At 64.7% G+C, this 22,239-nt stretch carries 20 protein-coding genes; 9 read left to right on the top strand and 11 right to left on the bottom strand.

The features are described 5' to 3' along the window. The first annotated feature begins 98 nt into the window (after positions 1-98). Both bamC and NCR39_RS08670 read left to right on the top strand, forming a co-directional pair. Complete coding sequence (gene bamC, locus NCR39_RS08675) at positions 99-1,241, top strand: NlpB/DapX family lipoprotein (RefSeq protein ID WP_250451823.1); 1,143 nt, start codon at positions 99-101, stop codon at positions 1,239-1,241. Positions 1,242-1,260: 19 nt separating this feature from the next. Further along, positions 1,261-2,034 (top strand): MBL fold metallo-hydrolase, encoded by a 774-nt coding sequence (locus NCR39_RS08670; RefSeq protein ID WP_250451822.1) that lies wholly within the window; start codon positions 1,261-1,263, stop codon positions 2,032-2,034. 140 nt (positions 2,035-2,174) lie between these two features. On the opposite strand, the gene NCR39_RS08665 is transcribed toward NCR39_RS08670, so the two are convergent. Both NCR39_RS08665 and NCR39_RS08660 read right to left on the bottom strand, forming a co-directional pair. After that, on the bottom strand, positions 2,175-2,429 hold the full coding sequence (locus NCR39_RS08665) for a hypothetical protein (protein ID WP_084592983.1): 255 nt from the start codon (positions 2,427-2,429) through the stop codon (positions 2,175-2,177). Between the two features lie 267 nt (positions 2,430-2,696). Then, positions 2,697-3,932, bottom strand: a complete 1,236-nt coding sequence (locus NCR39_RS08660; protein WP_250451821.1) for a cupin domain-containing protein — start codon at positions 3,930-3,932, stop codon at positions 2,697-2,699. Between the two features lie 33 nt (positions 3,933-3,965). On the opposite strand from NCR39_RS08660, the gene NCR39_RS08655 reads away from it, so the two are divergent. After that, positions 3,966-4,520 (top strand): FKBP-type peptidyl-prolyl cis-trans isomerase, encoded by a 555-nt coding sequence (locus NCR39_RS08655; RefSeq protein WP_250451820.1) that lies wholly within the window; start codon positions 3,966-3,968, stop codon positions 4,518-4,520. 60 nt (positions 4,521-4,580) lie between these two features. Here the strand turns inward: NCR39_RS08655 and NCR39_RS08650 are convergent, their stop codons facing one another. The 5 genes from NCR39_RS08650 to NCR39_RS08630 form a co-directional block, all read right to left on the bottom strand. Further along, on the bottom strand, positions 4,581-5,966 hold the full coding sequence (locus NCR39_RS08650; RefSeq protein ID WP_250451819.1) for a hypothetical protein: 1,386 nt from the start codon (positions 5,964-5,966) through the stop codon (positions 4,581-4,583). Then, positions 5,929-8,556 (bottom strand): DNA mismatch repair protein MutS, encoded by a 2,628-nt coding sequence (mutS, locus tag NCR39_RS08645; RefSeq protein ID WP_250451818.1) that lies wholly within the window; start codon positions 8,554-8,556, stop codon positions 5,929-5,931. The genes NCR39_RS08650 and mutS overlap by 38 nt, the downstream gene beginning before the upstream one ends. A 267-nt stretch (positions 8,557-8,823) precedes the next feature. Beyond that, positions 8,824-9,192: an ElaB/YgaM/YqjD family protein gene (locus NCR39_RS08640; protein WP_250451817.1), complete on the bottom strand. Its 369-nt coding sequence runs from the start codon at positions 9,190-9,192 to the stop codon at positions 8,824-8,826. A gap of 212 nt (positions 9,193-9,404) precedes the next feature. Continuing rightward, complete coding sequence (gene lplT, locus NCR39_RS08635; protein WP_250451816.1) at positions 9,405-10,703, bottom strand: lysophospholipid transporter LplT; 1,299 nt, start codon at positions 10,701-10,703, stop codon at positions 9,405-9,407. Between the two features lie 215 nt (positions 10,704-10,918). Next, entirely contained in the window at positions 10,919-11,722 is an 804-nt protein-coding gene (locus NCR39_RS08630) for an inositol monophosphatase family protein (protein ID WP_250451815.1), read from the bottom strand. Between the two features lie 257 nt (positions 11,723-11,979). On the opposite strand from NCR39_RS08630, the gene NCR39_RS08625 reads away from it, so the two are divergent. Both NCR39_RS08625 and cysE read left to right on the top strand, forming a co-directional pair. Next, a complete protein-coding gene (locus NCR39_RS08625; protein WP_250451814.1) occupies positions 11,980-12,750 on the top strand; it encodes an RNA methyltransferase in 771 nt (256 codons plus the stop codon). 158 nt (positions 12,751-12,908) lie between these two features. Beyond that, positions 12,909-13,694: a serine O-acetyltransferase gene (cysE, locus tag NCR39_RS08620; protein ID WP_250451813.1), complete on the top strand. Its 786-nt coding sequence runs from the start codon at positions 12,909-12,911 to the stop codon at positions 13,692-13,694. Here cysE and NCR39_RS08615 read toward each other — a convergent pair. The 4 genes from NCR39_RS08615 to NCR39_RS08600 form a co-directional block, all read right to left on the bottom strand. After that, positions 13,689-14,510: a UDP-2,3-diacylglucosamine diphosphatase gene (locus NCR39_RS08615; protein ID WP_250451812.1), complete on the bottom strand. Its 822-nt coding sequence runs from the start codon at positions 14,508-14,510 to the stop codon at positions 13,689-13,691. The two genes, cysE and NCR39_RS08615, sit on opposite strands and share 6 nt — an antisense overlap. Before the next feature lie 12 nt (positions 14,511-14,522). Beyond that, complete coding sequence (locus tag NCR39_RS08610; protein WP_040051542.1) at positions 14,523-15,014, bottom strand: peptidylprolyl isomerase; 492 nt, start codon at positions 15,012-15,014, stop codon at positions 14,523-14,525. A 61-nt stretch (positions 15,015-15,075) separates the two neighbouring features. Beyond that, a complete protein-coding gene (locus NCR39_RS08605; RefSeq protein WP_250451811.1) occupies positions 15,076-15,663 on the bottom strand; it encodes a peptidylprolyl isomerase in 588 nt (195 codons plus the stop codon). A 120-nt stretch (positions 15,664-15,783) separates the two neighbouring features. Beyond that, the gene (locus NCR39_RS08600; RefSeq protein WP_250451810.1) at positions 15,784-16,590 is read right to left on the bottom strand and encodes a tetratricopeptide repeat protein; all 807 of its coding nucleotides are present in this window, start codon (positions 16,588-16,590) and stop codon (positions 15,784-15,786) included. 443 nt (positions 16,591-17,033) lie between these two features. Here NCR39_RS08600 and cysS point away from each other — a divergent pair, with 443 nt between their 5' ends. The 4 genes from cysS to tilS all read left to right on the top strand — a co-directional run bounded on the left by cysS (position 17,034) and on the right by tilS (position 22,084). Then, positions 17,034-18,431 (top strand): cysteine--tRNA ligase, encoded by a 1,398-nt coding sequence (cysS, locus tag NCR39_RS08595; protein ID WP_250451809.1) that lies wholly within the window; start codon positions 17,034-17,036, stop codon positions 18,429-18,431. A 47-nt stretch (positions 18,432-18,478) separates the two neighbouring features. Then, on the top strand, positions 18,479-19,534 hold the full coding sequence (locus NCR39_RS08590) for a DNA-3-methyladenine glycosylase family protein (RefSeq protein WP_250451808.1): 1,056 nt from the start codon (positions 18,479-18,481) through the stop codon (positions 19,532-19,534). Positions 19,535-19,660: 126 nt separating this feature from the next. After that, positions 19,661-20,632 (top strand): acetyl-CoA carboxylase carboxyltransferase subunit alpha, encoded by a 972-nt coding sequence (locus NCR39_RS08585; RefSeq protein ID WP_040051546.1) that lies wholly within the window; start codon positions 19,661-19,663, stop codon positions 20,630-20,632. Between the two features lie 27 nt (positions 20,633-20,659). Further along, on the top strand, positions 20,660-22,084 hold the full coding sequence (tilS, locus tag NCR39_RS08580; RefSeq protein WP_250451807.1) for a tRNA lysidine(34) synthetase TilS: 1,425 nt from the start codon (positions 20,660-20,662) through the stop codon (positions 22,082-22,084). Positions 22,085-22,239: the final 155 nt, after the last annotated feature.

Below are 22,239 nucleotides of genomic sequence, written 5' to 3'. Positions count from 1 at the left end.
ATCGCCGTTCATTGGCCTCGATGACCCGCGCGCACCACGCGCGGGCCCGACGCGGGGCAATGCGTTTTCAGCCGTTATCTGCAGCAAAGAAGGACCTCATGAAACATTCCGCTCTTCTTACCCAAGCCAAACGCCTGAGCGTGCTGTCGCTGGGCGCCGGCGTCATCTTCTCGCTTGCGGGCTGCGAAACGCTGAACGACTGGCTCGCGCCCGATCGCGTCAACTACAAGGCGGCTGAAACCGCGCCCGCGCTCAATGTGCCGTCCGATTTGAGCGCGGCCGACATCAGCCAGCGCTACGCCGCGCCGCCGCCGATCAACACGCTGGGCGGCGCCGCCCAGCGCAACGCCACGCCCGCCGGCAACCTGACGCTCGGCGTGCCGACGGCGCAAGACCCGTACGGCATGCACGTCGAAAGCGATGGCGACCGCCGCTGGCTCGTCGTCGATGGCCGCACGCCGGACCAGATCTGGCCGCAATTGCAGGAGTTCTGGACCGAGAACGGCTTCACGCTGAAGACCGATTCCGCGCAGACCGGCATCATGGCGACCGACTGGGCCGAGAACCGCGCGAACATTCCGGACGACTGGTTCCGCAAGAGCGTCGGCAAGCTGATCGATTTCGCGTATTCGTCCGGCACGCGCGACATGTTCCGCACGCAGGTGGATCGCGCATCGGACGGCTCGACGGACATCTCCGTCACGCATAGCGCAATGGAAGAAGTGCTGACGGGTCAGGACAAGACGTCGTCGCGCTGGGAGACGCGTCCGCGCAATCCGGCGCTCGAAGCCGCGTTCCTCGCCAAGATGATGCAGAAGTTCGGCCTCACCGAAGACCAGTCGAAGCAGCTGATCGCGCAGGCGCGGCCGGCGGGCGCGAAGGTGGCGGTGGAGCAGACGGCGGGCACGTCGACGCTCGATCTCGCGGAGCCGTTCGATCGCGCCTGGCTGCGCGTGGGCCTCGCGCTCGATCGCACCAATTTCACGGTCGACAATCGCGATCGCGAGAAGGGCATCTACTACGTGCATTATTCGGACTCCATGGCGGAGCTGAAGAAGGAAGGCCTCTTCGGCAAGCTGTTCTCGAGCAATACGCCGCGACCGACGCGCCAGTTCCTCGTGAACGTGCGTCCGAAGGCGGATGCGGTGACGCAGGTCGCCGTCGTCGATGCGAACGGCCAGCCGGACAACTCGTCCGATGCGCAGCGCATCGTGTCGTTGCTGCACGCGCAGTTGAACTAGGCGGGCGGCGCAAGCGATTGTGAGATTCGCCAGTCTCGGCAGCGGTAGCGAAGGCAATGCATTGCTCGTGGAAGCAACGAGCGGCGCGACCACCACGCGCGTGCTGCTCGATTGCGGTTTTTCCGCGAAGGAAGTGGAGCGTCGTCTGCTTCGCCTCGGCACGAGCGCCGAGCAGCTCGACGCCATTCTCATCACGCATGAACACACGGACCATATCGGCAGCGCGCTGACGCTGGCGCGCAAGTGGTCCATTCCGCTGTACACGAGCTGGGGCACCGCGAAAGCCGTGGGCGCGGACGAAGGCAAGGTCGATCTGCGCGTGCTGTGGGGCGATGAAAGCGTCGCCATCGGCAATGTCAGCGTGCTGCCTTATACCGTTCCCCACGATGCCCGCGAGCCGCTGCAATACGTCTTCTCCGACGGCGCAAAGCGTCTAGGCGTACTGACCGATGTGGGCGTTGCGACGCCGCACATCACGAGCGTATTGAGCGGCTGCGACGCGCTCGTGCTCGAATCCAACCACGACATCGCGATGCTTGCCGCGAGCCGCTATCCGGCTTCGTTGAAGGCGCGCATCGGCGGGACACATGGCCATTTGAACAACGATGCGGCGGCTGCGATTCTCGCGTCGCTGGATCGTTCGAAGCTGCGTCATCTGGTGGCGGCGCACCTCAGTCAGCAGAACAACCTGCCGCATCTGGCTCAGGCGGCACTGGCGGCGGTGCTGGGAGCATCGGCGATGGATGTCGTCGTGGCGACGCAAGCGGAAGGCTTCGACTGGCTCACGCTTTGATCGCAACGTCGAAACGTACGCATCACAAATAGAAAGAAAGGAAGCACAAAAAAACCGGCCCAAGAGCCGGTTTTTTTGTTTCAGGCCGCATTGAGCGGCCTGTGCCAGGCTTGACGCGCTGGCGTAAGCACCCGAAGGCCTTACTGGCTTGCGCCCGATGCCGGAGCAGCAGCCGAAGCAGCAGCGTCCGAAGCAGCGCCAGCAGCCGAAGCTGCGTCGCTTGCAGCGGCCGAAGCGCTCGATGCAGCAGCGTTAGCGTCCGAAGCGGCAGCAGCCGGAGCCGAAGCAGCCGACGTATCGCTTGCAGCGCTCGGAGCAGCCGTATCGCTAGACTTGTTGCATGCAGCCAGAGCAACAGCAGCCAACAGGGATGCTACGAGGAGGGATTTCTTCATGATCACGTCCTTTTATGGTTAAAGGTAAGCAACAGCGCAAAGTACCGGTAATGTGTGCTCCAACACCGACCTGGGCCGCTGTGGAGCCTCACAATTCTTTTTGGTGTGAGACCAACTACGGCTTGGCCGGAAATTATAGGCACTTTCGTCACGACCGTCGATAAATGAGGGGACGGTACGTTGTCTTTCTCATACAAACTTTCGTATTGCGGAACAGCAAAACCGCAGTCATTGTGAACGCTCTCACGCGCTTTCACGCCAAGCGTTTCAGGCCAATGAGTCCGTATGAATCCAGCCCGCACGATACCACTCGTGCAGCAAGGATGTCATTGCCAAATCACCTGTAAGTGTTACAAAGCGTTTCGCCTCCAGACGCCGGGTATCGGCGAGTTCGGGCAGCCACTTTTTAGCCTTTGCGGATAACGCGTCGGCTTCGCCATTAACGAAATACGAGTGCGTGTTGTAGAGCAAAATCGTCTTTCTATCTAGCCTGATACCCGTCTTTTTCGCACGCTCCACAAATTTTTGCTCATTTAGCGTGCGAGTCGGGGAATCGAATACCACATTCGCTTTCGGTTCGCTCAAGTAAGTGCCCAGAAACTCGGCGATATCCTTATCAGTCCAGTTGACGTTTGCAAGGATCGCGCCAACCCGTTCGACGAGAAGCGACGGCAGCGCGGCGGGCGTATCGACGGGCGGCTGCGCGGGATCGCGATAACGCGTGTCTGCCTTGCCCGGCGCTTTGTCGCCGGTGCGCTCGGCCAGGTGATACAGGAACTGCGCCGTCAGTTCGTGCGCGGAGGGCGCACGAAAGCCGATGGAGCATGTCATGCACTCGCCTTCGGCAACGCCGTCATGCGCGATGTGCGGCGGCAGATAAAGCATGTCGCCCGGTTCGAGCACCCATTCCTCTTCCGCCTCGAAGTGCTGTAAAACTTTCAACGGCAAACCGGGTTTTAGCGAAAGATCGCGCTGCGCGCCGATGCGCCAGCGGCGCTTGCCATGCACCTGCAGCAGGAACACGTCGTAAGAGTCGAAATGCGGGCCGACGCCGCCGCCGTCCGTCGCGTAGGAGATCATGAGATCGTCGAGACGCGCGTCGGGGATGAAGCGGAAGAGGTTCATCAGCGCATGCGCACGATCGTCATGCAGGTTCACGCCTTGCACGAGCAGCGTCCATTCACGCTTTTTCACCGATGGCAGTTCGTCCGGCGCGAACGGTCCATGCTCCAGATTCCATGTATTGCGAAAATGTGTGATGAGGCGCGATTCGGCGTCGTCGGAATCGGCGAGTTCGAAGAGTTCGTCGCGCGAAAGCGGTGCCGAGATGCCGGGCACCGCCTGACGGATCAGCAGCGGCTTTTTCTGCCAGTAGCGCCGCATGAACTGTCGCGGCGTGCGGTTGCCCAACAAGGGCGACACTTCATCGGGAAGCGGCGCGCGGGAAGGTAAGGAATGGTTGTTTTGAGGCAAAGGAGTAACGTCTGAGGGCTGCTGACGCATCGTATAATCGAGGCTTGTATCTTGGAGGATTCAATGAAAATTGCGAAAGACACTGTCGTTTCGGTCGCGTACAAGCTATCGGATGCGCAAGGCAATCTGATCGAGGAAAGCGACGAGCCGATGGTCTATCTGCACGGCGGCTATGATGGCACGTTCCCCAAGATCGAGGAAGCGCTGGACGGTCGCGAGCCCGGCTATGAAACGCTGATCCAGCTCGAACCGCAGGACGCGTTCGGCGAATACGATCCCGAACTCGTGAAGATCGAAGAGCGCAGCCGTTTTCCCGAGCCGCTCGAAGTGGGCATGCAATTCGAAGGGTCGCCCGAAGACAGCGACGACGAACTCGACACGCTCATCTACACGGTGACGGACGTCGCGGAAGACAAGGTCGTGCTCGACGGCAATCATCCGCTCGCGGGCATGGCGCTGCGTTTCGCGTTGTCGGTGCAGGAAGTGCGCACGGCGACCGAAGACGAGATCGAGCATCAGCACGCGCATGGCGCGGATGGCCTGCACATCGCGGATGAAGACGAAGACGACGACGATGAAGGCGAGCCGCGCACGAATTCGGGTCCGACGCTGCACTGAGCGTGCGTCGAACTTCGTAGCAGGCGGGCAATAAAAAGCGCAGCGCAAGGCTGCGCTTTTTTATTGCGCGCGACCGTTCGGGTTTGCCGCGCCGCCCGGCTGCACGCCCGACGCCGGTGACGACGGCACCGGAAGGATGGGCGGCAGCGCCTGCGGCGGCGTGAGAATGGGCGGCACACCGGATGCCGGCTGCACGAGCGATGGCGCCGGCGGCAGCGCGTCGGGCAGATCGTGTCGCAGCGGCGCGGCCGGTGTCGATGTCGGCGCCGGGTAGTTCATCGCATTCGGGACATACGGCGCGGGCGCTTCGATTTGCGGTTCGCCGGAATCGCGTCGGCGCGCGTCGTTCGGGCCGCGAGCGTCACGGATATCGCGCACATCGCGTGTATCACGCACGCGCAAGCGGAAAGGCGGACGCCATCCCGCGCCGCTCGACACTTCCAGCCATTGCGATTGCGGCTTCTTGAGCGCAAGCGCCACACGCGTCAGGTTCGTGACGATGAGACCCTTGTCGTTGCGCAGCGGCTGATCGATATGAAAGCCGTTCGCATCGGGCGCCTCGGTTCGATGAATCACGATGACCGGTCCGCGAAACGTCTCCGCCGCCTTCACGAGACTGCGCTTCAGTTCGAGAAAACCGTCGCGCAGTTGCGTCGAGCGGGAAAAACGCAGCCACGCGAAGCGGTCGCGCCGTTCGTAACGCGCGAAGTCGGGATCGCCCTGAAGAAGGATGACGAGCGCGCGCTGCCCCGAGCGTCGCGCGGATTCGGCGGCATGCTCCAGCCAGAACGTCGTCGCGACGGCGCGGTCTTCGAACTCGCCGTTGCGCCCGCCGGCGGTCAGGTAATGATTGTTCGGGCCCGGCGCATTGAGGCCGATGAACGCGACGCCTTGCGCCTGCCATCGCACGATTTCGCGAAACGGCCGAAAGCGCGCGACGTCGCTTTCGCGCGATAGCGTGAGCGGTTCCTGTCCGAGCGAATTCGCGTCCGGATAGAAGAGCTGGCGGACGAAATCGAGCCGCTCGACGGGATCGTAAGCGCCGGTGTGCCCGAGGCCGCAATCGGCCCAGTCGTGCTGGCCGAGCAGCAGCACGAGCGGCGCGCGCGAGGTGTCCAGCAGATCGCGGCGCGACTGGTACACGCTATCGCGGCAAGCCTCCGCGCTGCCTTTGACGTTGCCGTCGTAGACGATGAACGCGATGTCGCGGTCGCGGCCGATCGCATCGAGCATCTGACGCACGGGCGCTTCGTCGGCGGGGCGGGTGAGCGCATCCGCGATGACGGCGAAGGTGAGCGTGTCGTTGTTCTGCGCGTGCGCGCCGAAGCACGCGATGCCTGGCAGCGCCGCCAGCACCGCGTGCAAGGCCGCGGCCGCGAAGCGGGATCGGCTGCGCGCGACCATGCGCTCAACGTGACGAATCCGGCGCGGACGTCGCCAGTTCATGTAGTTCGTAGAGCAGATCGAGTGCATCGCGCGGACGCAGGTCGTTCGGATCGAGCGCGCGCAGCTTTTCGAGCGCGGGATGTTCCGGTGCGTCGGACTTCGCTTGGTCGGCTTCGTCGGTCGGATCTTCGAACGCGTACGGCGGACTCGCGAAGAGGTCGAACTGCGCGGTCGGCTGGCCGATGGACTGTTGCTCCAGATGCACGAGATGCTTGCGCGCCGCGCGGATCACCGCCCCCGGCACGCCCGCGAGTTGCGCGACCTGCAGGCCGTAGCTCTGATTCGCCGGACCTTCGCTGACGGCATGCAGGAACACGATGCCGTGATCGTGCTCCACCGCCGACAAGTGCACGTTCGCCGCCTGCGGAAACTCCGAAGGCAGTTGCGTGAGTTCGAAGTAATGCGTGGCGAAAAGCGTGTAGCAGTTGTTGTGCGACAGCAGATGCCGCGCGATGGCCCACGCGAGCGCGAGGCCATCGAACGTGGAAGTGCCGCGCCCGATTTCATCCATCAGCACGAGGCTCGATGCCGTCGCGTCGTTGAGAATAGCCGCCGCTTCGGTCATCTCGACCATGAAGGTCGAGCGGCCGCCGGCGAGGTCATCCGCTGCGCCGATGCGCGTGAAAATGCGATCCAGCTTGCCGAAGCGCGCGCGCCTGGCCGGCACGTAGCTGCCGACGTACGCCATCAGCGCGATCAACGCCGTCTGCCGCATGAACGTGGATTTACCGCCCATGTTCGGGCCGGTGATGAGCAACAGCTTGCGCTCGTGGCTCAGACAGCAATCGTTCGCGATGAACTGCTCCACCTGCGCCTCGACGACCGGATGCCGTCCCTGTTCGATATCGATGCCCGCGTCGGCTGCGAACTCGGGCGCGACCCAGTCGAGCGCGCGGGCGCGTTCAGCAAATGCGCCGAGCAGATCGAGCTCGGCGAGCGCGCTCGCGACGCGCTGACAATCCGCGATGAAGGGCAAGAGGTTCTGCAGCAGCGCGTCGTACAGCGCGCGTTCGCGGGCGAGCGCGCGTTCCTGCGCGGACAGCGCCTTGTCCTCGAACGCCTTCAGTTCCGGCGTGATATAGCGTTCGGCGTTCTTCAGCGTCTGCCGGCGGCGATAGTCGTCCGGCACCTTGTCGGTCTGGCCGCGCGTGACTTCGATATAGAAACCGTGCACCTTGTTGTATTCGACGCGCAAATTCGCAATGCCCGTGCGCGTGCGCTCGCGCGCTTCGAGATCGATCAGAAACTGGTCGCAGTTCTCCGAAATGTCGCGCAGTTCGTCGAGGTCGGCGTCGTAGCCGCGCGCGATCACGCCGCCGTCGCGAATCAGCGCCGCCGGCTCGGGCGCGATGGCGCTCGTCAGCAGATGCAGGCATTCGCCGGGCGGCTCGAGCGCTTCGCCGATGCGCGCGAGCGCGGCAGTCTGCGCGGGCATCGCGGCGACGAGCGCCTGGAGATCGGGCAGGGCGGCGAAGGTATCGCGCAGGCTCGACAGATCGCGCGGACGCGCCGAGAGCAGCGCGAGCCGCCCCGTGATGCGCTCGATATCGGAGATCTTGCGCAATGCGGTGCGCAGCGCGTCGAGCCCGGTGGACGACGGCGCGTCCAGCAGCGCGCCGATGGCTTGCTGACGCGTCCGCGCAATCGACGCATCGCGCGGCGGATGATGCAGCCAGTGCCGCAAAAGGCGGCTGCCCATGGTCGTGCAGCAGGTATCGAGCAGCGAGCACAGCGTGGGCGATTCGGTGCCGCGCAGCGTCTCCGTGAGTTCGAGATTGCGACGCGTCGCGGGATCGAGCCCGATGTACTCCGATTCGTATTCGACCTTCAGGCTGCGCACGTGGCGCAATTGCTGCCCTTGCGTCGCCGCTGCGTACAGCAGCAGCGCGCCCGCCGCGCCGCACGCGCAGGTGAGCGATTCGCCGCCGAACCCGTCTAGGCTCGCGACATCGAGCTGTTCGCGCAGGCGCGCGGTGCCGGAGCCGACATCGAAATGCCAGGCCGGCACGCGCGTGGTCGCGGCGAGCTGCGCGACGCCGAACGTGGCGCGCATGTCCGTGACGGTATCCGCGATGAGCGTTTCCGACGGACGGATGCGCTCCAGCGCCGCCGCCACCTGCTCGGGCGCGACTTCCGCGAGCCTGAGCGCGCCGCTCGCGAGATTGAGCCACGCGAGGCCGACGTTCGTCACCACGCCGCGACGGTTATGCGCGGGGCATAGCGCGAGCAGATAGACATCGTTCTTGTCGGAGAGCAGGGCGGCGTCGGTCAGCGTGCCGGGCGTCACCACGCGCACGACCTTGCGTTCGACCGGTCCTTTCGATGTCGCCGGATCGCCGATCTGCTCGCAAATCGCCACCGATTCACCGAGCTTCACGAGCTTGGCCAGATATTGCTCGCACGCATGATGCGGCACGCCCGCCATGCGGATGGGATTGCCGCCCGACGCGCCGCGCTGCGTGAGCGTGAGATCGAGCAGGCGCGCGGCTTTCTCGGCATCGTCGAAAAACAGCTCGTAAAAATCGCCCATGCGATAAAAAACGAGCGTGCCGGGATGCTCCGACTTGATGCGAAGGTACTGCTGCATCATCGGAGTGTGCTGCGAGAAGTCCGCCGGAAGCGCGGCCGCGGCCGGGGCGGAAGGAGAGTCGGGAGTTGCCGTGTGATTGCCCATCTTGCGTGCGGTAATAGCGAATGGACCGAACGCGACGCGCGTTCAGCCGCGAATCAGCCGATAGTGCAAGAGTTTAACCTGCGCAGGTTGAGGGGCGGAGACGGCCAGAAGGAATAGGCCGAGTGCAAAAACGAAAGGGGCCACCCTGTGGTGGCCCCGTCCTGCGGCTACAGCGCCTGCCGATCAGGAGCGTCCCGCCAGGAAGCCGACGAGCAGCGCGAGGCCCGCGACCGCGCCGAGCGTATGCCACGGCTTGTCGTGCACGAAGTCATCGGCGTAGCCCGCTGCGTCGCCGATCCGGCCGCTGATCGCCGAGCCCGCGCCGTCCATCTGCGAGCGCGCGTATTTGAGCTTCGACTGCAATTGCTTGCGCAGCTTGTCGGCGTCGATGTCCTTGGCGCCCTGGAGCGAGCTTTCCAGATCGTCGAGAAGGCTACGCAACTGGTCGCTGGCCGAATCGACGACATCGCCCGCACCGCGCACCGCGCGCTGGCCGACGTCGGCTGCGCCATTGATCTTGCTCTCGAGCGTCGAACGTGTGAACAATCCCATTTTCATGCTCCTTTATTGACGTGCCGAAGAATGGCGGCGCACACGCGTGATGCCCATGCCTGTTACGCGCGCCGCCTCGTGCGCATCATGCGCCTTTCGTCCTCTTGCGTTCACTGCTGTTACGACTTCGACTCGTCCGCCATCGTTCCCTCCCTTTTGTCGCGAATCGGGCGGCGCGAGGCGATGAACCGGACACCAGGCGCGAGCAAGGATCATTCCTCGACGAGCGCGCCGAGGTCGACTTCGCGTTCGTTGCGCGTGTGGCGGCGCATGGCGAGCGCCATGATGCCGCAGACGAAAGTGCCGAATATCACGATGATCCACTGTACCGGCACCTTCTCCGTCAAAAGCAGCGCGTAGGAGCCGAGCATGGCGAGCACGGCGAGATTCTGGTTGAAATTCTGCACGGCGATGGAATGGCCCGCCGACAGCAGCGTCGCGCCGCGATGCTGAAGAATCGCGTTCATCGGCACGATGAAAAAGCCCGACAATCCGCCGAGCGCGATCATCAGCGGATAGGCCATCAGGATGTACGCCGGCATGAAAACCGGACCGACGTGCACGCCCGCGCCCGACGGGAACAGATCCTTGTTGTAGAACGCCATGGCGACGGCGACCGCGCCGATCAGCACGCCGACCGGCAGCACCTTGAGCGACTGCCTGAGCGCGATCCACGCCGATGCCGCCGCCGCGCCCAGCGCGATGCCCACGCCCGTCACGCCCTGCAGCACCGCGGCTTTCGAGAGCGATAAGCCCAGATTCGCATCGGCCCATTTGAGCACGAGCAGTTGCAGCGTGACGGCGGCGCCCCACAGCAGCGTCGTGACCCACAGCGCGATTTGCGCGAGCTTGTCGCTCCACAGCACCTTGAAGCAGTGCGAGAAGTCGTGGACGAGGCGCGTCGGCTGCGTGAGCAGGTTCGGATAGCGCGCGCCGGTATCGGGGATGAACACGTTGATGACGGCCGCCGACGCGTAGATCACCATCACGGCGAACATCGCGGCATGCGCGGCGCTGCTGACGAGCGGTATGTGCGCGTGATCGACCCATCGGCCGACGACCTGGCTCACGAGCGCGCCGCCGATCACGGTGCCGAGAATCGTCGAGCCGACCGTCGCGGATTCGAGCCATGCGTTCGCGGTAATCAGCTTCTCCGCCGGCAGCAGTTCCGTGAGGATGCCGTACTTCGCGGGCGAGTACGCGGCCGCGCCGAGGCCGACCACGCCGTACGCGATCATCGGATGCACGCCCGCGATCATCAGCGCGCAGCCGGCCGCCTTGAGCGCGTTGGAGACGAACATGACGTGGCGCTTCTGGATGGCGTCGGCGAATGCACCGACGAAGGGCGCGAGCACCACGTACGACACGGTGAAGAAGATCTGCAGCAGCGGCGTGACCCACGGCGCGGAATGCACGACGGCGAGCATCGCGATGGCCGCGATCAAGAGCGCGTTATCCGCGAGCGACGAGACGAACTGCGCGGCGATGATCGTGTAGAAGCCTTTTTTCATGTCGGGCTGGATGCGCGCGGCGGGAAGGAAAACGGCTGAAACGGCTGAAACGGCGGCGGTCCTCTCGACCGGATTGCCGAAAAGCGCGCTCTGCGATGAGAGGCGACAGCGAACTGTAGCGGAGCCGGGCGTCGATTGCAGAGCACGCGCCGCGCCCGGAGGAAGGTTGGAAGAAGCGAGGCGCCGGTGCGCCCCGCTGTGCCGCGTGCGTCGCGTTATTCGCCCGTCAGGCGCGTGCGCGAGTACATGTCGAGAATCTTGACCATCTGCGCGTAGACCTTCGGGTTCGCCGCGACGATTTCGTTCTTGAACAGGAAGTCCGATTCGCCGGTGTAATTGCCGACGAGCCCGCCCGCTTCGGTGACGATCAGGCTGCCCGCCGCCACATCCCACGGATGGATGCCCTGCTCGAAGAAGCCGTCGAGACGACCGGCCGCGACGTTCGCGAGATCGAGCGCAGCCGCGCCGGGGCGACGCAGGCCCGCGCACGACAGCGTCATTTCGCTGAAGAGGCGCATGTAGGCGTTGAGGCCCTGGCCGTCGCGGAACGGGAAGCCCGTGCCGACGAGCGCATCCGACAGGCGATCCAGCTTGCCGACGCGAATGCGGCGCTCGTTCAGATACGCGCCGCGTCCGCGCGATGCGGTGAAGAGATCGTTGCGCGTCGGGTCATAGACGACGGCTTGCGTGACGATGCCCCGGTGCACGAGCGCGATCGACACGCAGTAATACGGGAAGCCGTGGATGAAGTTGGTGGTGCCGTCGAGCGGATCGATGATCCATTGATACTCGGACTCGCGCTCGTCCGAGCCGGATTCTTCGGCGAGGATGGAATGGTCGGGATAGGCGGTGCGCAGCGTCTCGATGATGGCGGCTTCGGACGCCTTGTCGACTTCCGTCACGAAGTCGTTGTGCTGTTTCTTGCTGACCAGGACGCGATCCAGGTCGAGCGACGCGCGGTTGATGATCTGTCCGGCGCGGCGCGCGGCCTTGACAGCGATATTGAGCATCGGTTGCATGAGCGAAATCCTTTGATCGCCACGCGCGCTATGCAATGGCGCGGGCGATGAAGTTGGCGACAACGACTATGTCGACGAAAGACGAATTGAATAAGAGCGGGGCGCTCGCAGACGGTTTCGGAAAAAAACGGTCACGGCGCACGAACGCGCCATTTTACCCGAAGCCGGCCGTTTCCGACTGCGGCGGCCGGTCCCGGTGCTTCGCGATAAGATAGCCGGTTACCCGCTTCCCCAAACCTTCAAGCAGAATCCGCGCCTTGGAATCCAACGAACTTTCTTTTTCCGCCGACGGCTTCGCGTCCACGCGCTTCGTTCTCGTCGAGCCGAGTCACCCGGGCAACGTCGGCGCGGCGGCGCGCGCGCTCAAGACGATGGGCTTCGCGCGCCTCGTGCTCGTCGCGCCGCGCGTGCCGAACGTCAAGGACGAGCCGGAAGCCGTCGCGATGGCTTCCGGCGCCGACGACGTCCTCGCTTCGGCGCAAGTCGTCGAATCGCTCGCGGATGCGCTCGTCGGCGTGCACTGGTCCGTCGCGCTGACGGCGCGCATGCGCGAATACGGCCCGCCGCAGATGCCGCCTCGCGAGCTGGCGCAGCGCGCGCCCGGATTCGCGCGGGACGGCGATATCGCGCTCGTGTTCGGCAACGAGCGCACCGGCCTTTCCAACGCCGATGTCGAGCGATGCAGCGCGCTCGCCCATATCCCGGCGAATCCGGCATACAGCTCGCTGAATCTCGCGCAGGCGGTGCAGGTGCTCGCGTACGAATTGCGCCTCGCGTTTCACGAAGCCGCGCCCGAAGCGGCGGCCGTGGCATCGGCGGGGCAGAGCGCATCGAGCGATGAAATCGAAGGCATGTACACGCACCTCGAAGAGGCGCTCGTCGCGCTCGAATTTCTCGATCCCGCCAATCCGAAGAAGCTGATGTCGCGCGTGCGGCGGCTTTTCGCGCGTTCGGGGCTGGAGCGCGAGGAAGTGAACATCCTGCGCGGCATCGCGAAGCACATTCTCCTGCGCGACAGGAAGGGCTGACGCAGACCGCGCTGCCAGCGGGGGCATCGGACGCGGCGCGCGCGAGCGTCCTACAATCGGCGAAAACGAGCGCGCCGTGATAAGCATTGCGTTTTTCGTGCTTACGCGGCGACCATAAAAACCGCGTCGATCCCCCAATTCCCGACCGAGAGTCCGACATGTTCGACCGAATCCGCGAAGACATCGCCGCCATCCGTGAGCGCGATCCCGCCGCCCGCAGCGTCTGGGAAGTCGTCACGTGTTATCCGGGACTGCATGCGATCGTCCTGCATCGCTTCGCGCACGCGTGCTGGCGGCGCGGCTGGCGCTGGCTCGGGCGTTTCGTGTCGCAGATGGCGCGGTTTCTGACCGGCATCGAGATTCATCCGGGCGCGACGCTCGGACGGCGCGTGTTCATCGATCACGGCATGGGCGTCGTGATCGGCGAGACGGCGGAAATCGGCGACGACTGCACGATCTATCAGGGCGTGACGCTCGGCGGCACGTCGCTCGCGCGCGGCGCGAAGCGGCACCCGACGCTCGAGCGCGGCGTGATCGTCGGCGCGGGCGCGAAGGTGCTCGGCAGCTTCACCGTCGGCGCGGAGGCGAAGATCGGCTCGAACGCGGTCGTCGTGAAGCCGGTGCCGGCGGGCGGCACGGCGGTGGGCAATCCGGCGCGCATCGTAATGCCCGCGGTGCCGAAGCCGAAAGTCGATGCCCGCGAAGGCTTCTGCGCCTACGGCATCACGCCGAGCGCGGACGATCCCGTGTCGCTCGCGATTCACGGCCTGATCGATCACGCGTCGACGCAGTCGCAGCGCACCGATGAGATCGTCGCGGCGCTGGAGCGGCTCGGAGCACGCGTCGAGGCGCTGCACGGCGCGGACGGCGCGGCGCTCGTCGATCTCAAGCGTCTCTGCACCGCGATGGACGGCCAGCCGCGCGACGCCGAACGCCAGCTATAAGGGCAGCGCGCGCACGCCGCCGGCATCGACGCGAAGATAGCCGCCGCGCGGCGCGTCGATATCGAGTTCCCAATCCGGCAGCACCCAGCGCACGCCGTCGGCTTCGCGATGCATCGCCGGGCGATGCGTGTGTCCGTGGATCATCGTATGCGTGCGGCTCTTGGCGAACAGCGACGCGACGGCCTCGCGCGTCACGTCGTATTTCGGCGATGCGCCGTTCGTCCGCGCGCCTTCGCTCGTCATGCGCATGCGCTGCCCGATGGCGAGCCGCGACTTGAGCGGCAACGCAAGGAACAGCCGTTGCGCGAGCGGGTTGCGCGCGAAGCGGCGAAAACGCTGATAGCCGGGATCGGCGGTGCAGAGTGCGTCGCCGTGGGCGAGCACCATGCGCGTGCCGAACGCGGTCATCGTGAACGGATCGGGCAGGGGCATCGCGCCGGCTTCCTTCATGAAGCGCTTGCCCAGCAGAAAGTCGCGATTGCCGTGCATCACATAAAGCCCGATGCCGCGCTCGGACAGCGTGTGCATCCGCTTCGTCATGCGGCGCGCGAAGCGTCCGCGTTCGTCGGTGCAGGCGGGATCGAGCACGTCGTCGCCGACCCAGAATTCGAAGAGATCGCCGAGGATGAAAACCGAGTCGGCATCGTTCGCCGTGACCTCGATGAAATGCTCGAACGCGGCGACCGTGTTCGGAATCGCCTCGCTCAAGTGCAGGTCCGAAATGAAAAACAGCGGGCGCGCGTCATGCGCTGCGCCCGCTGCTTCCCGTCCTGCGTCGTGCCTTGCCTCGTGGCTGAAAGGCGGCGTATCGATCATGCGATGCGCGTTCTAGACCACGACGGCCTTTTCGATCACGACGTCGTCGACCGGCACGTCCTGATGGAAGCCCTTCGAGCCCGTCTTGACCTTCTTGATCTTCTCGACGACATCCATGCCTTCGACGACGCGGCCGAACACGGTGTAGCCCCAGCCCTGCGGCGTCGGCGACGAATGGTTCAGGAAGTCGTTGTCCTTCACGTTGATGAAGAACTGCGCGGTCGCCGAATGCGGATCGTTCGTGCGCGCCATCGCGATCGTGCCGTTGTCGTTCGTGAGGCCGTTGTTCGCTTCGTTGTTGATCGGCGCGTCGGTCGGCTTTTGCGTCATGCCCGGCTCGAAGCCGCCGCCCTGGATCATGAAGCCGTCGATCACGCGGTGGAACACCGTGTTGTCGTAGTGGCCCTTCTTCACGTAGTTGAGGAAGTTCTCGACCGTCTTCGGTGCTTTTTCGGCGTCGAGTTCGAGCTTGATGACGCCGTGGTTCGTATGCAGTTCGACCATGTGTTTTCTCCGGTGTGTTGAGTGAGCGGCGCGCGAATGCCCGCCGCCTGGGATGTTCGCGTTACTGGGACACCACGGTTGCCGACTCGATCACGGTCGGCTTTTGCGGCACGTCGGCCATCGGGCCGCGCGTGGTGGTCGGGCTGGCTTCGATCTTCTTCACGACGTCCATGCCCGCGACGACCTTGCCGAATACCGCATAGCCGTTGCCGTCCGGGTTCGGATAGTCGAGGCCCGCATTATCGACCGTATTGATGAAGAACTGGGCCGTGGCCGAGTTCGGATCGCTCGTGCGCGCCATCGAAATGGTGCCGGTGGCGTTCTTCAGGCCGCTGCGGCTTTCGAGCGGAATCGGCGCGCGCGTCGGCTTCTCCGCGAAGCTCGTGCTGTAGCCGCCGCCCTGGATCATGAAGCCCGGAATCACGCGATGAAAAATCGTGCCGCTGTACTGTCCGGACTTCACGTAGGCGAGAAAGTTCTCAACGGTCTTCGGCGCCTTCTCGGGATAAAGCTCGACGCGGATGTCGCCTTGCGAAGTCTTAATGAGCACGTTCGGATGCGCGGCCTGCGCGGGTTGCCCGGGTTGAGCAAAGGCGGGGGCGGTCGCGATCAGGGCGGCGCCGGAAAGCGCCAACATCAGCAATTTCATGAAGGTTCGATCCTCGGGTGATGAATGCAAAGCGTCAGGCGCGACGGCCGGGCAGCGCGCCAGCCGCCGCGCGAAGGCTACAGCTTACCGCCTGCGCGCGCCGGTTCGTGCCGATTCGTCTCACGGCTGCTGCGGATTCGGCGCGACATAGGGCGCGACATACGGCGAAGTCGGCAACGGGCCGCTCGGTCCGCCGAACGGCGAGTAGCTGTCGGGCGAGGGCATCGTCGATGAATTCGCGCCGTTCGCGGGCGCCCATTCATCCGATGCCCCACGCGGCGCCGATGCCGCCTGCGCGCCGGACGCCGCGCCCGCGGCGCGTTTCTTCGGAGGCGGCGGCGTGATGATGTTCTGAATGCCCGCGATGCGCTGGCGCGTGAGCGGGCTCGTCGAGCCGAGCGATTGCGCGCGCCGGTACGATTCGCTCGCGAGCCGCAGATACAGGTCGCCGAGATTGTCGTAGGCGAGCGCATAGCCGGGGTTCGCCTTCACGGCCGTTTCCAGCGCGACGCGCGCGTCTTCGTAGCGGCCCTTCTTCGCATAGAGCGCGGCGAGGTTGTTGTACGGCTCGGGCAGTTCGGGATACGCCTGCGTCAGCTCGGTGAACGCGTTGATGGCGTCGTCGTCGCGATTCAGGCGCGCGAGCACGGTCGCACGCTTGAACTTCGCCTGCACGTCGCGCGGGTTCGCGGCGATGCGCGCGTCGAGTTGCGTGAGCGCGCCGTTCCAGTCCTTGCTGGCGATGGACGCATCGATCTGCGGCGTGCCGTCCGCCGTCGCCGCCGACACCTGCGCGAGCGCCGCCGTCGATGCGCCGAAGCATGCAGCCGCGCCGATGATGGCGACAGCGGCGGCGCGCGAAAGCGTCGCGTGAACGGCGTTGCGGGAACGGACGATGGCCGGCAGGCGAAGAACTTGCGAAGGCATGCGCGCTTGAGCGTGAGTCACTTGGAATCGGGTCAAGGAATGGAGCGGGAAGAGAGTTGGAGCGAAGCGCAGGAAGCGCAGCGAGCGCAACGCGGAACGCGAGAGACGATGAAAAGCAGGGGCTTCAGCCTGGCTCGCAGCATGACCGGCAACGCCCGTCGTGCGGCCGCTTGGAGATTTCATAGGCTCAAGTCCGAGTGTTATACTCCGACCCATTCTAACAAAAGGTCCGCCCGTTCCGCGCACGCGCCTTGCATACCATGTTTGCCCGTGGTCACGCGCTGCCGAAGCCGGACTCTCTTTTGCCACTCGTGGCCGTCTCCGTCCTGGTCGACTGACCGTCGTGTTCGCGCTCGCGTGTGCGTCTTATCCGTTCCCGCCAGCATCGAGCATGTCACTCCGTCGGCAACGCACGGTTGTTTCCGGCACACGCACTGTCCTCTATGAATTCGCTGCGCATCTACAACACGCTCGCGCGTGACAAGCAACCCTTCACGCCGCTTCGCCCCGGCGAGGTACGCATGTACGTCTGCGGAATGACCGTCTATGACTACTGTCACATCGGTCATGCACGCGTGATGGTCGTGTTCGATGTCGTCCAGCGATGGCTGCGCACGATCGGCTACAAGGTCACGTACGTGCAGAACATCACGGACGTCGACGACAAGATCATTCGCCGCGCCGTCGAGAACAACGAGCCGATCAAGGCGCTCACGGGGCGCTTCATTCAGGCGATGCACGAAGACGCCGACGCGCTCGGCATCCAGCGTCCCGACCTCGAGCCGCGCGCGACCGACTTTATCCCGCAGATGCTCGGCATGATCGATGCATTGCAGGCGAACGGCTATGCGTATCACGCGAAGGACGGCGACGTGAACTACGCGGTGCGCAAGTTCGCGGGCTACGGCAAGCTCTCGGGCAAGTCGCTCGAAGATTTGCGCGCGGGCGAACGCGTGGCCGCGAACGACGCCAAGGAAGATCCGCTCGACTTCGTGCTGTGGAAGCATTCGAAGGAAGGCGAGCCGGCGGATTCCGGCTGGGACTCGAAGTGGGGACGCGGCCGTCCGGGTTGGCATATCGAATGTTCGGCGATGGCCTGCAGTTTGCTCGGCGAACAGTTCGACATTCACGGCGGCGGTCAGGACCTGCAGTTCCCGCATCACGAGAACGAGATCGCGCAGAGCGAAGGCGCGACGGGCAAGACCTTCGTGAACTACTGGATGCATAACGGCTTCGTGCAGATCGACAGTGAAAAGATGTCGAAGTCGCTCGGCAACTTCTTCACGATCCGCGAAGTCCTCGAAAAATTTGATGCGGAAGTCGTGCGCTTCTTTATCGTACGGGCACACTATCGGTCGCCGCTGAACTACAGCGACGTGCATATCGACGATGCAAGAAACGCGTTGACTCGCCTATATACGGCGCTGAAAGATGTCGAGCCGGACAATCAGCAACTTGACTGGAATGAGGCGAACGCGCAGCGTTTCCAGTCTGCGATGAATGACGACTTCAACACGCCGGTGGCCGTGTCCGTGCTGTTCGATCTCGCAAGCGAAGTGAACCGCACGCGCGAGCCTGCGCTCGCTCGCCAGCTCAAAGGTCTCGCGGGCGTGCTCGGGCTTCTCGGGCGCGAGCCGCGCGTGTTCCTGCAGCAGGCAGCGGGCACGGCAGCGTCAGACGGACTGTCGCCGCAGGAGATCGAAGCGAAGATCGCCGAGCGCATCGCCGCCAAGCAGGCGAAGAACTATGCCGAAGCAGACCGGATTCGCGCGCAATTGCTCGAAGCCGGAATCGCGCTTGAAGACAAACCGGGTGGGTCGACCGAATGGCGCCGCGTTTGATCGCGAACCTTCGAACCCTCTGATCGACTCGCCAGGCAGGAGGCAAGATGGCAACGGCCAGGAAGACGCCGGTCAAGCGACCCGCGTCAGGAAGCGCCGCGTCGCCCGCAGCGAAGCGTGCGCGCGGTGCGCAAGCGGAATCGACGACGCAGAAGACCAATGGTGCAATTCAGACGACGGCTCGCAAGACCGCGCTCAAACGCGCGACCGCCACGCGGGCGGCTCAGAAGCGGATTGCGGGCGACGGCCTGAACGGCGCGCGTCGCGGCAACGGCGAAGATGTGTCCGCTCGCGCATCGAAGGCGCGCACGGTGGAAGCGGAAGCGTTGCCCGCGAAGGGCAATGGCCGCGCCGCCACGGGCGATGCCGCGAACGCACAGACGCTCGTCGCCGATAAAGAGCACGGCGAAGTGGTGCGCAAGTCGCGCGTCGTCACCGCCGATGCCGAGGTGTCCGTGCAGGTCGGCGGTCTCACGCGCGAAGCCGTGCGTCCCGATTACTGGGACAAGGCGTGCGCGGACCTGATGAAGCGCGACCGCATCCTCAAGAAGCTGATCCCGAAATTCGGACAGATTCATCTCGTCAATCTCGGCGATCCTTTCTCGACGCTCGCGCGCTCCGTCGCCGGCCAGCAGATTTCGGTGAAGGCCGCGCAAGCCATCTGGGAACGCGTGAAGACCGCGTGTCCCGAAGTCGTGCCCGCGCACTTCATCAAGCTCGGGCCGGAGAAGCTGCAGGCGTGCGGATTGTCGAAGCGCAAGACCGAATACATTCTCGATCTCGCGCAGCATTTCGTTTCCGGCGCGCTGCATGTGGATACCTGGGCATCGATGGACGACGAAGCCGTCATCGCCGAACTCACGCAGATACGCGGCATCGGCCGATGGACGGCGGAGATGTTCCTCATCTTCAATCTGTCGCGCCCGGACGTTTTGCCGCTCGACGACCTCGGGCTGATCCAGGCCATCAGCGTGAATTACTTCAGCGGCGAACCGGTCACCCGCAGCGAGGCGCGTGAAGTCGCGGCGAACTGGGAACCGTGGCGCACGGTCGCGACGTGGTACATGTGGCGCAGCCTCAACCCCATTCCCGCAGACCACTGATTTCGCACAACAATTGCCGGGCTATCGTTGATTTATAATCGATAGCTTCCGCGCGTATTTATCAGGGACGGACGCGGTTAGAATAAACGCCCTTGCGCCCCGCCCGTTGTTCTAGGACTCGAACACATGAAGACCACGTTTCTGGATTTCGAGCAGCCGATCGCTGAACTCGAAGCGAAGATCGAAGAACTCCGCTTCGTTCAGGACGATTCCGCTGTCGATATCTCGGAAGAAATCGAGCGGCTGTCGAAGAAAAGCCAGCAGCTCACGAAGGATCTGTACGCAAACCTGTCGCCGTGGCAGGTTTCGCAAATCGCGCGTCATCCGCAGCGTCCGTACACGCTCGACTACGTGAGCGAGCTGTTCACCGACTTCCACGAACTGCACGGCGACCGCGCTTATGCGGATGACCTCGCGATCGTCGGCGGTTTCGCGCGTTTCAACGGCCAGCCGTGCATGGTGATCGGCCATCAGAAGGGTCGCGATACCAAGGAACGCGCGCTGCGCAACTTCGGCATGCCGCGTCCGGAAGGCTATCGCAAGGCCGAGCGGCTCATGCGCCTCGCCGAGAAGTTCGGCATGCCCATCTTCACGTTCGTCGATACGCCGGGCGCATATCCGGGCATCGGCGCGGAAGAGCGCGGCCAGTCGGAAGCCATCGGGCGCAATCTCTACGTGATGGCCGAGTTGAAGACGCCGATCATCACGACGATCATCGGCGAGGGCGGTTCGGGCGGCGCGCTGGCAATCGCCGTCGCCGATACGGTCATGATGCTGCAGTTCTCCACGTACTCCGTGATCTCGCCGGAAGGCTGCGCGTCGATCCTGTGGAAGAGCGCGGCGAAGGCGCCGGAAGCGGCCGAAGCGCTCGGTCTGACGGCGCATCGCCTGAAGGCGCTGGGACTCATCGACAAGATCGTGAACGAGCCGCTCGGCGGCGCGCATCGCGATCCGAAGGGCATGGCCGCCATGCTGCGCCGTGCGCTCGCCGACTCGCTGCGTCAGTTCCAGGGCCTGAGCGTGCAGGAATTGCGCGATCGCCGCTTCGACAAGCTGATGGCCTACGGCAAGTTCAAGGAATCGCTGCCCGGCGCTTGAGCGGGCTTTCTCTCCTCACGATTTCTCGTGATCTCCGATACCGAAACCCCGGCCAGCCGCCTCGTGCTCGAGGCGGTGCGCGCGTCGGTTTCGGACGCCGCGCTCGCATCCCATGCGCGCTTGGCCGTCGCGTTGAGCGGCGGTCTCGATTCCACCGTTTTGCTCGATGCCGCCGTGCGCTGTCTCGGCGCGGCGCGCGTCGTCGCGCTTCATGTGCATCACGGGCTGAGTCCCAACGCCGATGCGTGGGCTGCGCATTGCGCGGCGTTCGCGGCATCGCTCGACGTGCAGTACGCGTCGCGTCATGTCGACGTGATGCGCGCGGGCGGCGAAAGCCTCGAAGCCGCCGCACGCGATGCGCGTTATCGCGCGCTCGACGAAATGTGCGACGAGCACGGCGCGGCCGCGCTCCTGATCGCGCATCACGCCGACGATCAGGCCGAGACGGTGCTGCTGCAATTGCTGCGCGGCGCGGGCGTCGCGGGCCTGGCGGCGATGGCGCCGCAGCGCATCGATGGCGCGACGCCGCGTCTGCGTCCGCTGTTGCGACTGCTGCGCGCGCAACTCGAGCAATACGCGCACGAGCGCGATCTGACCTGGATCGACGACGAATCCAACGCCGATACGCGCTACGCGCGCAATGCGCTGCGGCATGACCTGCTGCCGGTGCTCGCGGTGCATTTCCCCGGCTTTCGCGATGCGCTCGCGCGCACGGCGTCGCATGCGGCATCGGCGCAGCGGCTGCTGGACGAACTCGCGAAGATCGACATGGAAACCGCGCGCGGCGACGAAGCGGGCGCGCTCGCGCTCGACGCGTTGCTCGCACTCGACGACGAACGCGCCATCAACCTGTTGCGCTACTGGATGCGCGCGTGCGGCCTGCCGGCGGCATCGAGCGCGCGCATTGCGGACATGCTGCGTCAGCTTCGGCACGCGGCGCGCGCACGCGACGGTCACGCGCTGCGCGTCGATCATGCGGGTCAGTGCTTGCGCGTGTATCGCAATGCGTTGTTCTGGGAGCAGGGCGATAGCGCCGATCCGCCCGATCTCGACGACGGCGCGGCCATCGCCCGCGCACCGAGCGAGTTGCGCTGGCAAGGCGACGAAGTCTGGCGGCTGCCGCAGTGGCGCGGATCGTTCGTGTTCGAACCCGTCGATGCGCCCGGCGCGGATGTGATCGCCGAAGGCTTGTTGCGCGCGGCGCCGCTCGTCGCGCGATCGCGTGGCGGCGGCGAGCGCATGCGCCTCGCCACCGATGCGCCGAGCCGCACGCTGAAGAACCTCTTTCAGGAGCGCGGCGTGCCGGCGTGGAAGCGCGACGTGCCGCTGCTCTTCATGCGCGATGCGCTGCTGTTCGTGCCGCTCATCGGCGTGAACCGCGATGTCGCGCCGGACACCGCGCATGCTCCGCTACGCCGCATCGTGTGGCGGCCGGATTTGCTGCTCGCCTGACGCGGCACCGTTGCGTCCAAGCCGGTAAAATTACGTCTGCAAGCGCACAATCTTGTAATTTCGGCCTCGATCGGGTACCGTAGCCTGCTTGCCCGCTACGCGCTTTTGCGCGGCATCTCCGTTCAAAAGACGCGAATTTCGCCTGCAAACGCGCG

The sequence above is a fragment of the Caballeronia sp. ATUFL_M2_KS44 genome (assembly GCF_023630965.1).
GTDB lineage: Bacteria > Pseudomonadota > Gammaproteobacteria > Burkholderiales > Burkholderiaceae > Caballeronia > Caballeronia concitans.
This window is presented reverse-complemented; position numbering and strand designations above follow the sequence as displayed.

Coding starts and splice junctions, on each gene's coding strand:
- bamC (WP_250451823.1), top strand. CDS start 99: ATGAAACATTCCGCTCTTCTTACCCAAGCCAAACGCCTGAGCGTGCTG.
- NCR39_RS08665 (WP_084592983.1), bottom strand. CDS start 2,429: ATGAAGAAATCCCTCCTCGTAGCATCCCTGTTGGCTGCTGTTGCTCTG.
- NCR39_RS08660 (WP_250451821.1), bottom strand. CDS start 3,932: ATGCGTCAGCAGCCCTCAGACGTTACTCCTTTGCCTCAAAACAACCAT.
- NCR39_RS08655 (WP_250451820.1), top strand. CDS start 3,966: ATGAAAATTGCGAAAGACACTGTCGTTTCGGTCGCGTACAAGCTATCG.
- NCR39_RS08650 (WP_250451819.1), bottom strand. CDS start 5,966: ATGAACTGGCGACGTCCGCGCCGGATTCGTCACGTTGAGCGCATGGTC.
- mutS (WP_250451818.1), bottom strand. CDS start 8,556: ATGATGCAGCAGTACCTTCGCATCAAGTCGGAGCATCCCGGCACGCTC.
- NCR39_RS08640 (WP_250451817.1), bottom strand. CDS start 9,192: ATGGGATTGTTCACACGTTCGACGCTCGAGAGCAAGATCAATGGCGCA.
- lplT (WP_250451816.1), bottom strand. CDS start 10,703: ATGAAAAAAGGCTTCTACACGATCATCGCCGCGCAGTTCGTCTCGTCG.
- NCR39_RS08630 (WP_250451815.1), bottom strand. CDS start 11,722: ATGCAACCGATGCTCAATATCGCTGTCAAGGCCGCGCGCCGCGCCGGA.
- cysE (WP_250451813.1), top strand. CDS start 12,909: ATGTTCGACCGAATCCGCGAAGACATCGCCGCCATCCGTGAGCGCGAT.
- NCR39_RS08615 (WP_250451812.1), bottom strand. CDS start 14,510: ATGATCGATACGCCGCCTTTCAGCCACGAGGCAAGGCACGACGCAGGA.
- NCR39_RS08610 (WP_040051542.1), bottom strand. CDS start 15,014: ATGGTCGAACTGCATACGAACCACGGCGTCATCAAGCTCGAACTCGAC.
- NCR39_RS08605 (WP_250451811.1), bottom strand. CDS start 15,663: ATGAAATTGCTGATGTTGGCGCTTTCCGGCGCCGCCCTGATCGCGACC.
- NCR39_RS08600 (WP_250451810.1), bottom strand. CDS start 16,590: ATGCCTTCGCAAGTTCTTCGCCTGCCGGCCATCGTCCGTTCCCGCAAC.
- cysS (WP_250451809.1), top strand. CDS start 17,034: ATGAATTCGCTGCGCATCTACAACACGCTCGCGCGTGACAAGCAACCC.
- NCR39_RS08590 (WP_250451808.1), top strand. CDS start 18,479: ATGGCAACGGCCAGGAAGACGCCGGTCAAGCGACCCGCGTCAGGAAGC.
- NCR39_RS08585 (WP_040051546.1), top strand. CDS start 19,661: ATGAAGACCACGTTTCTGGATTTCGAGCAGCCGATCGCTGAACTCGAA.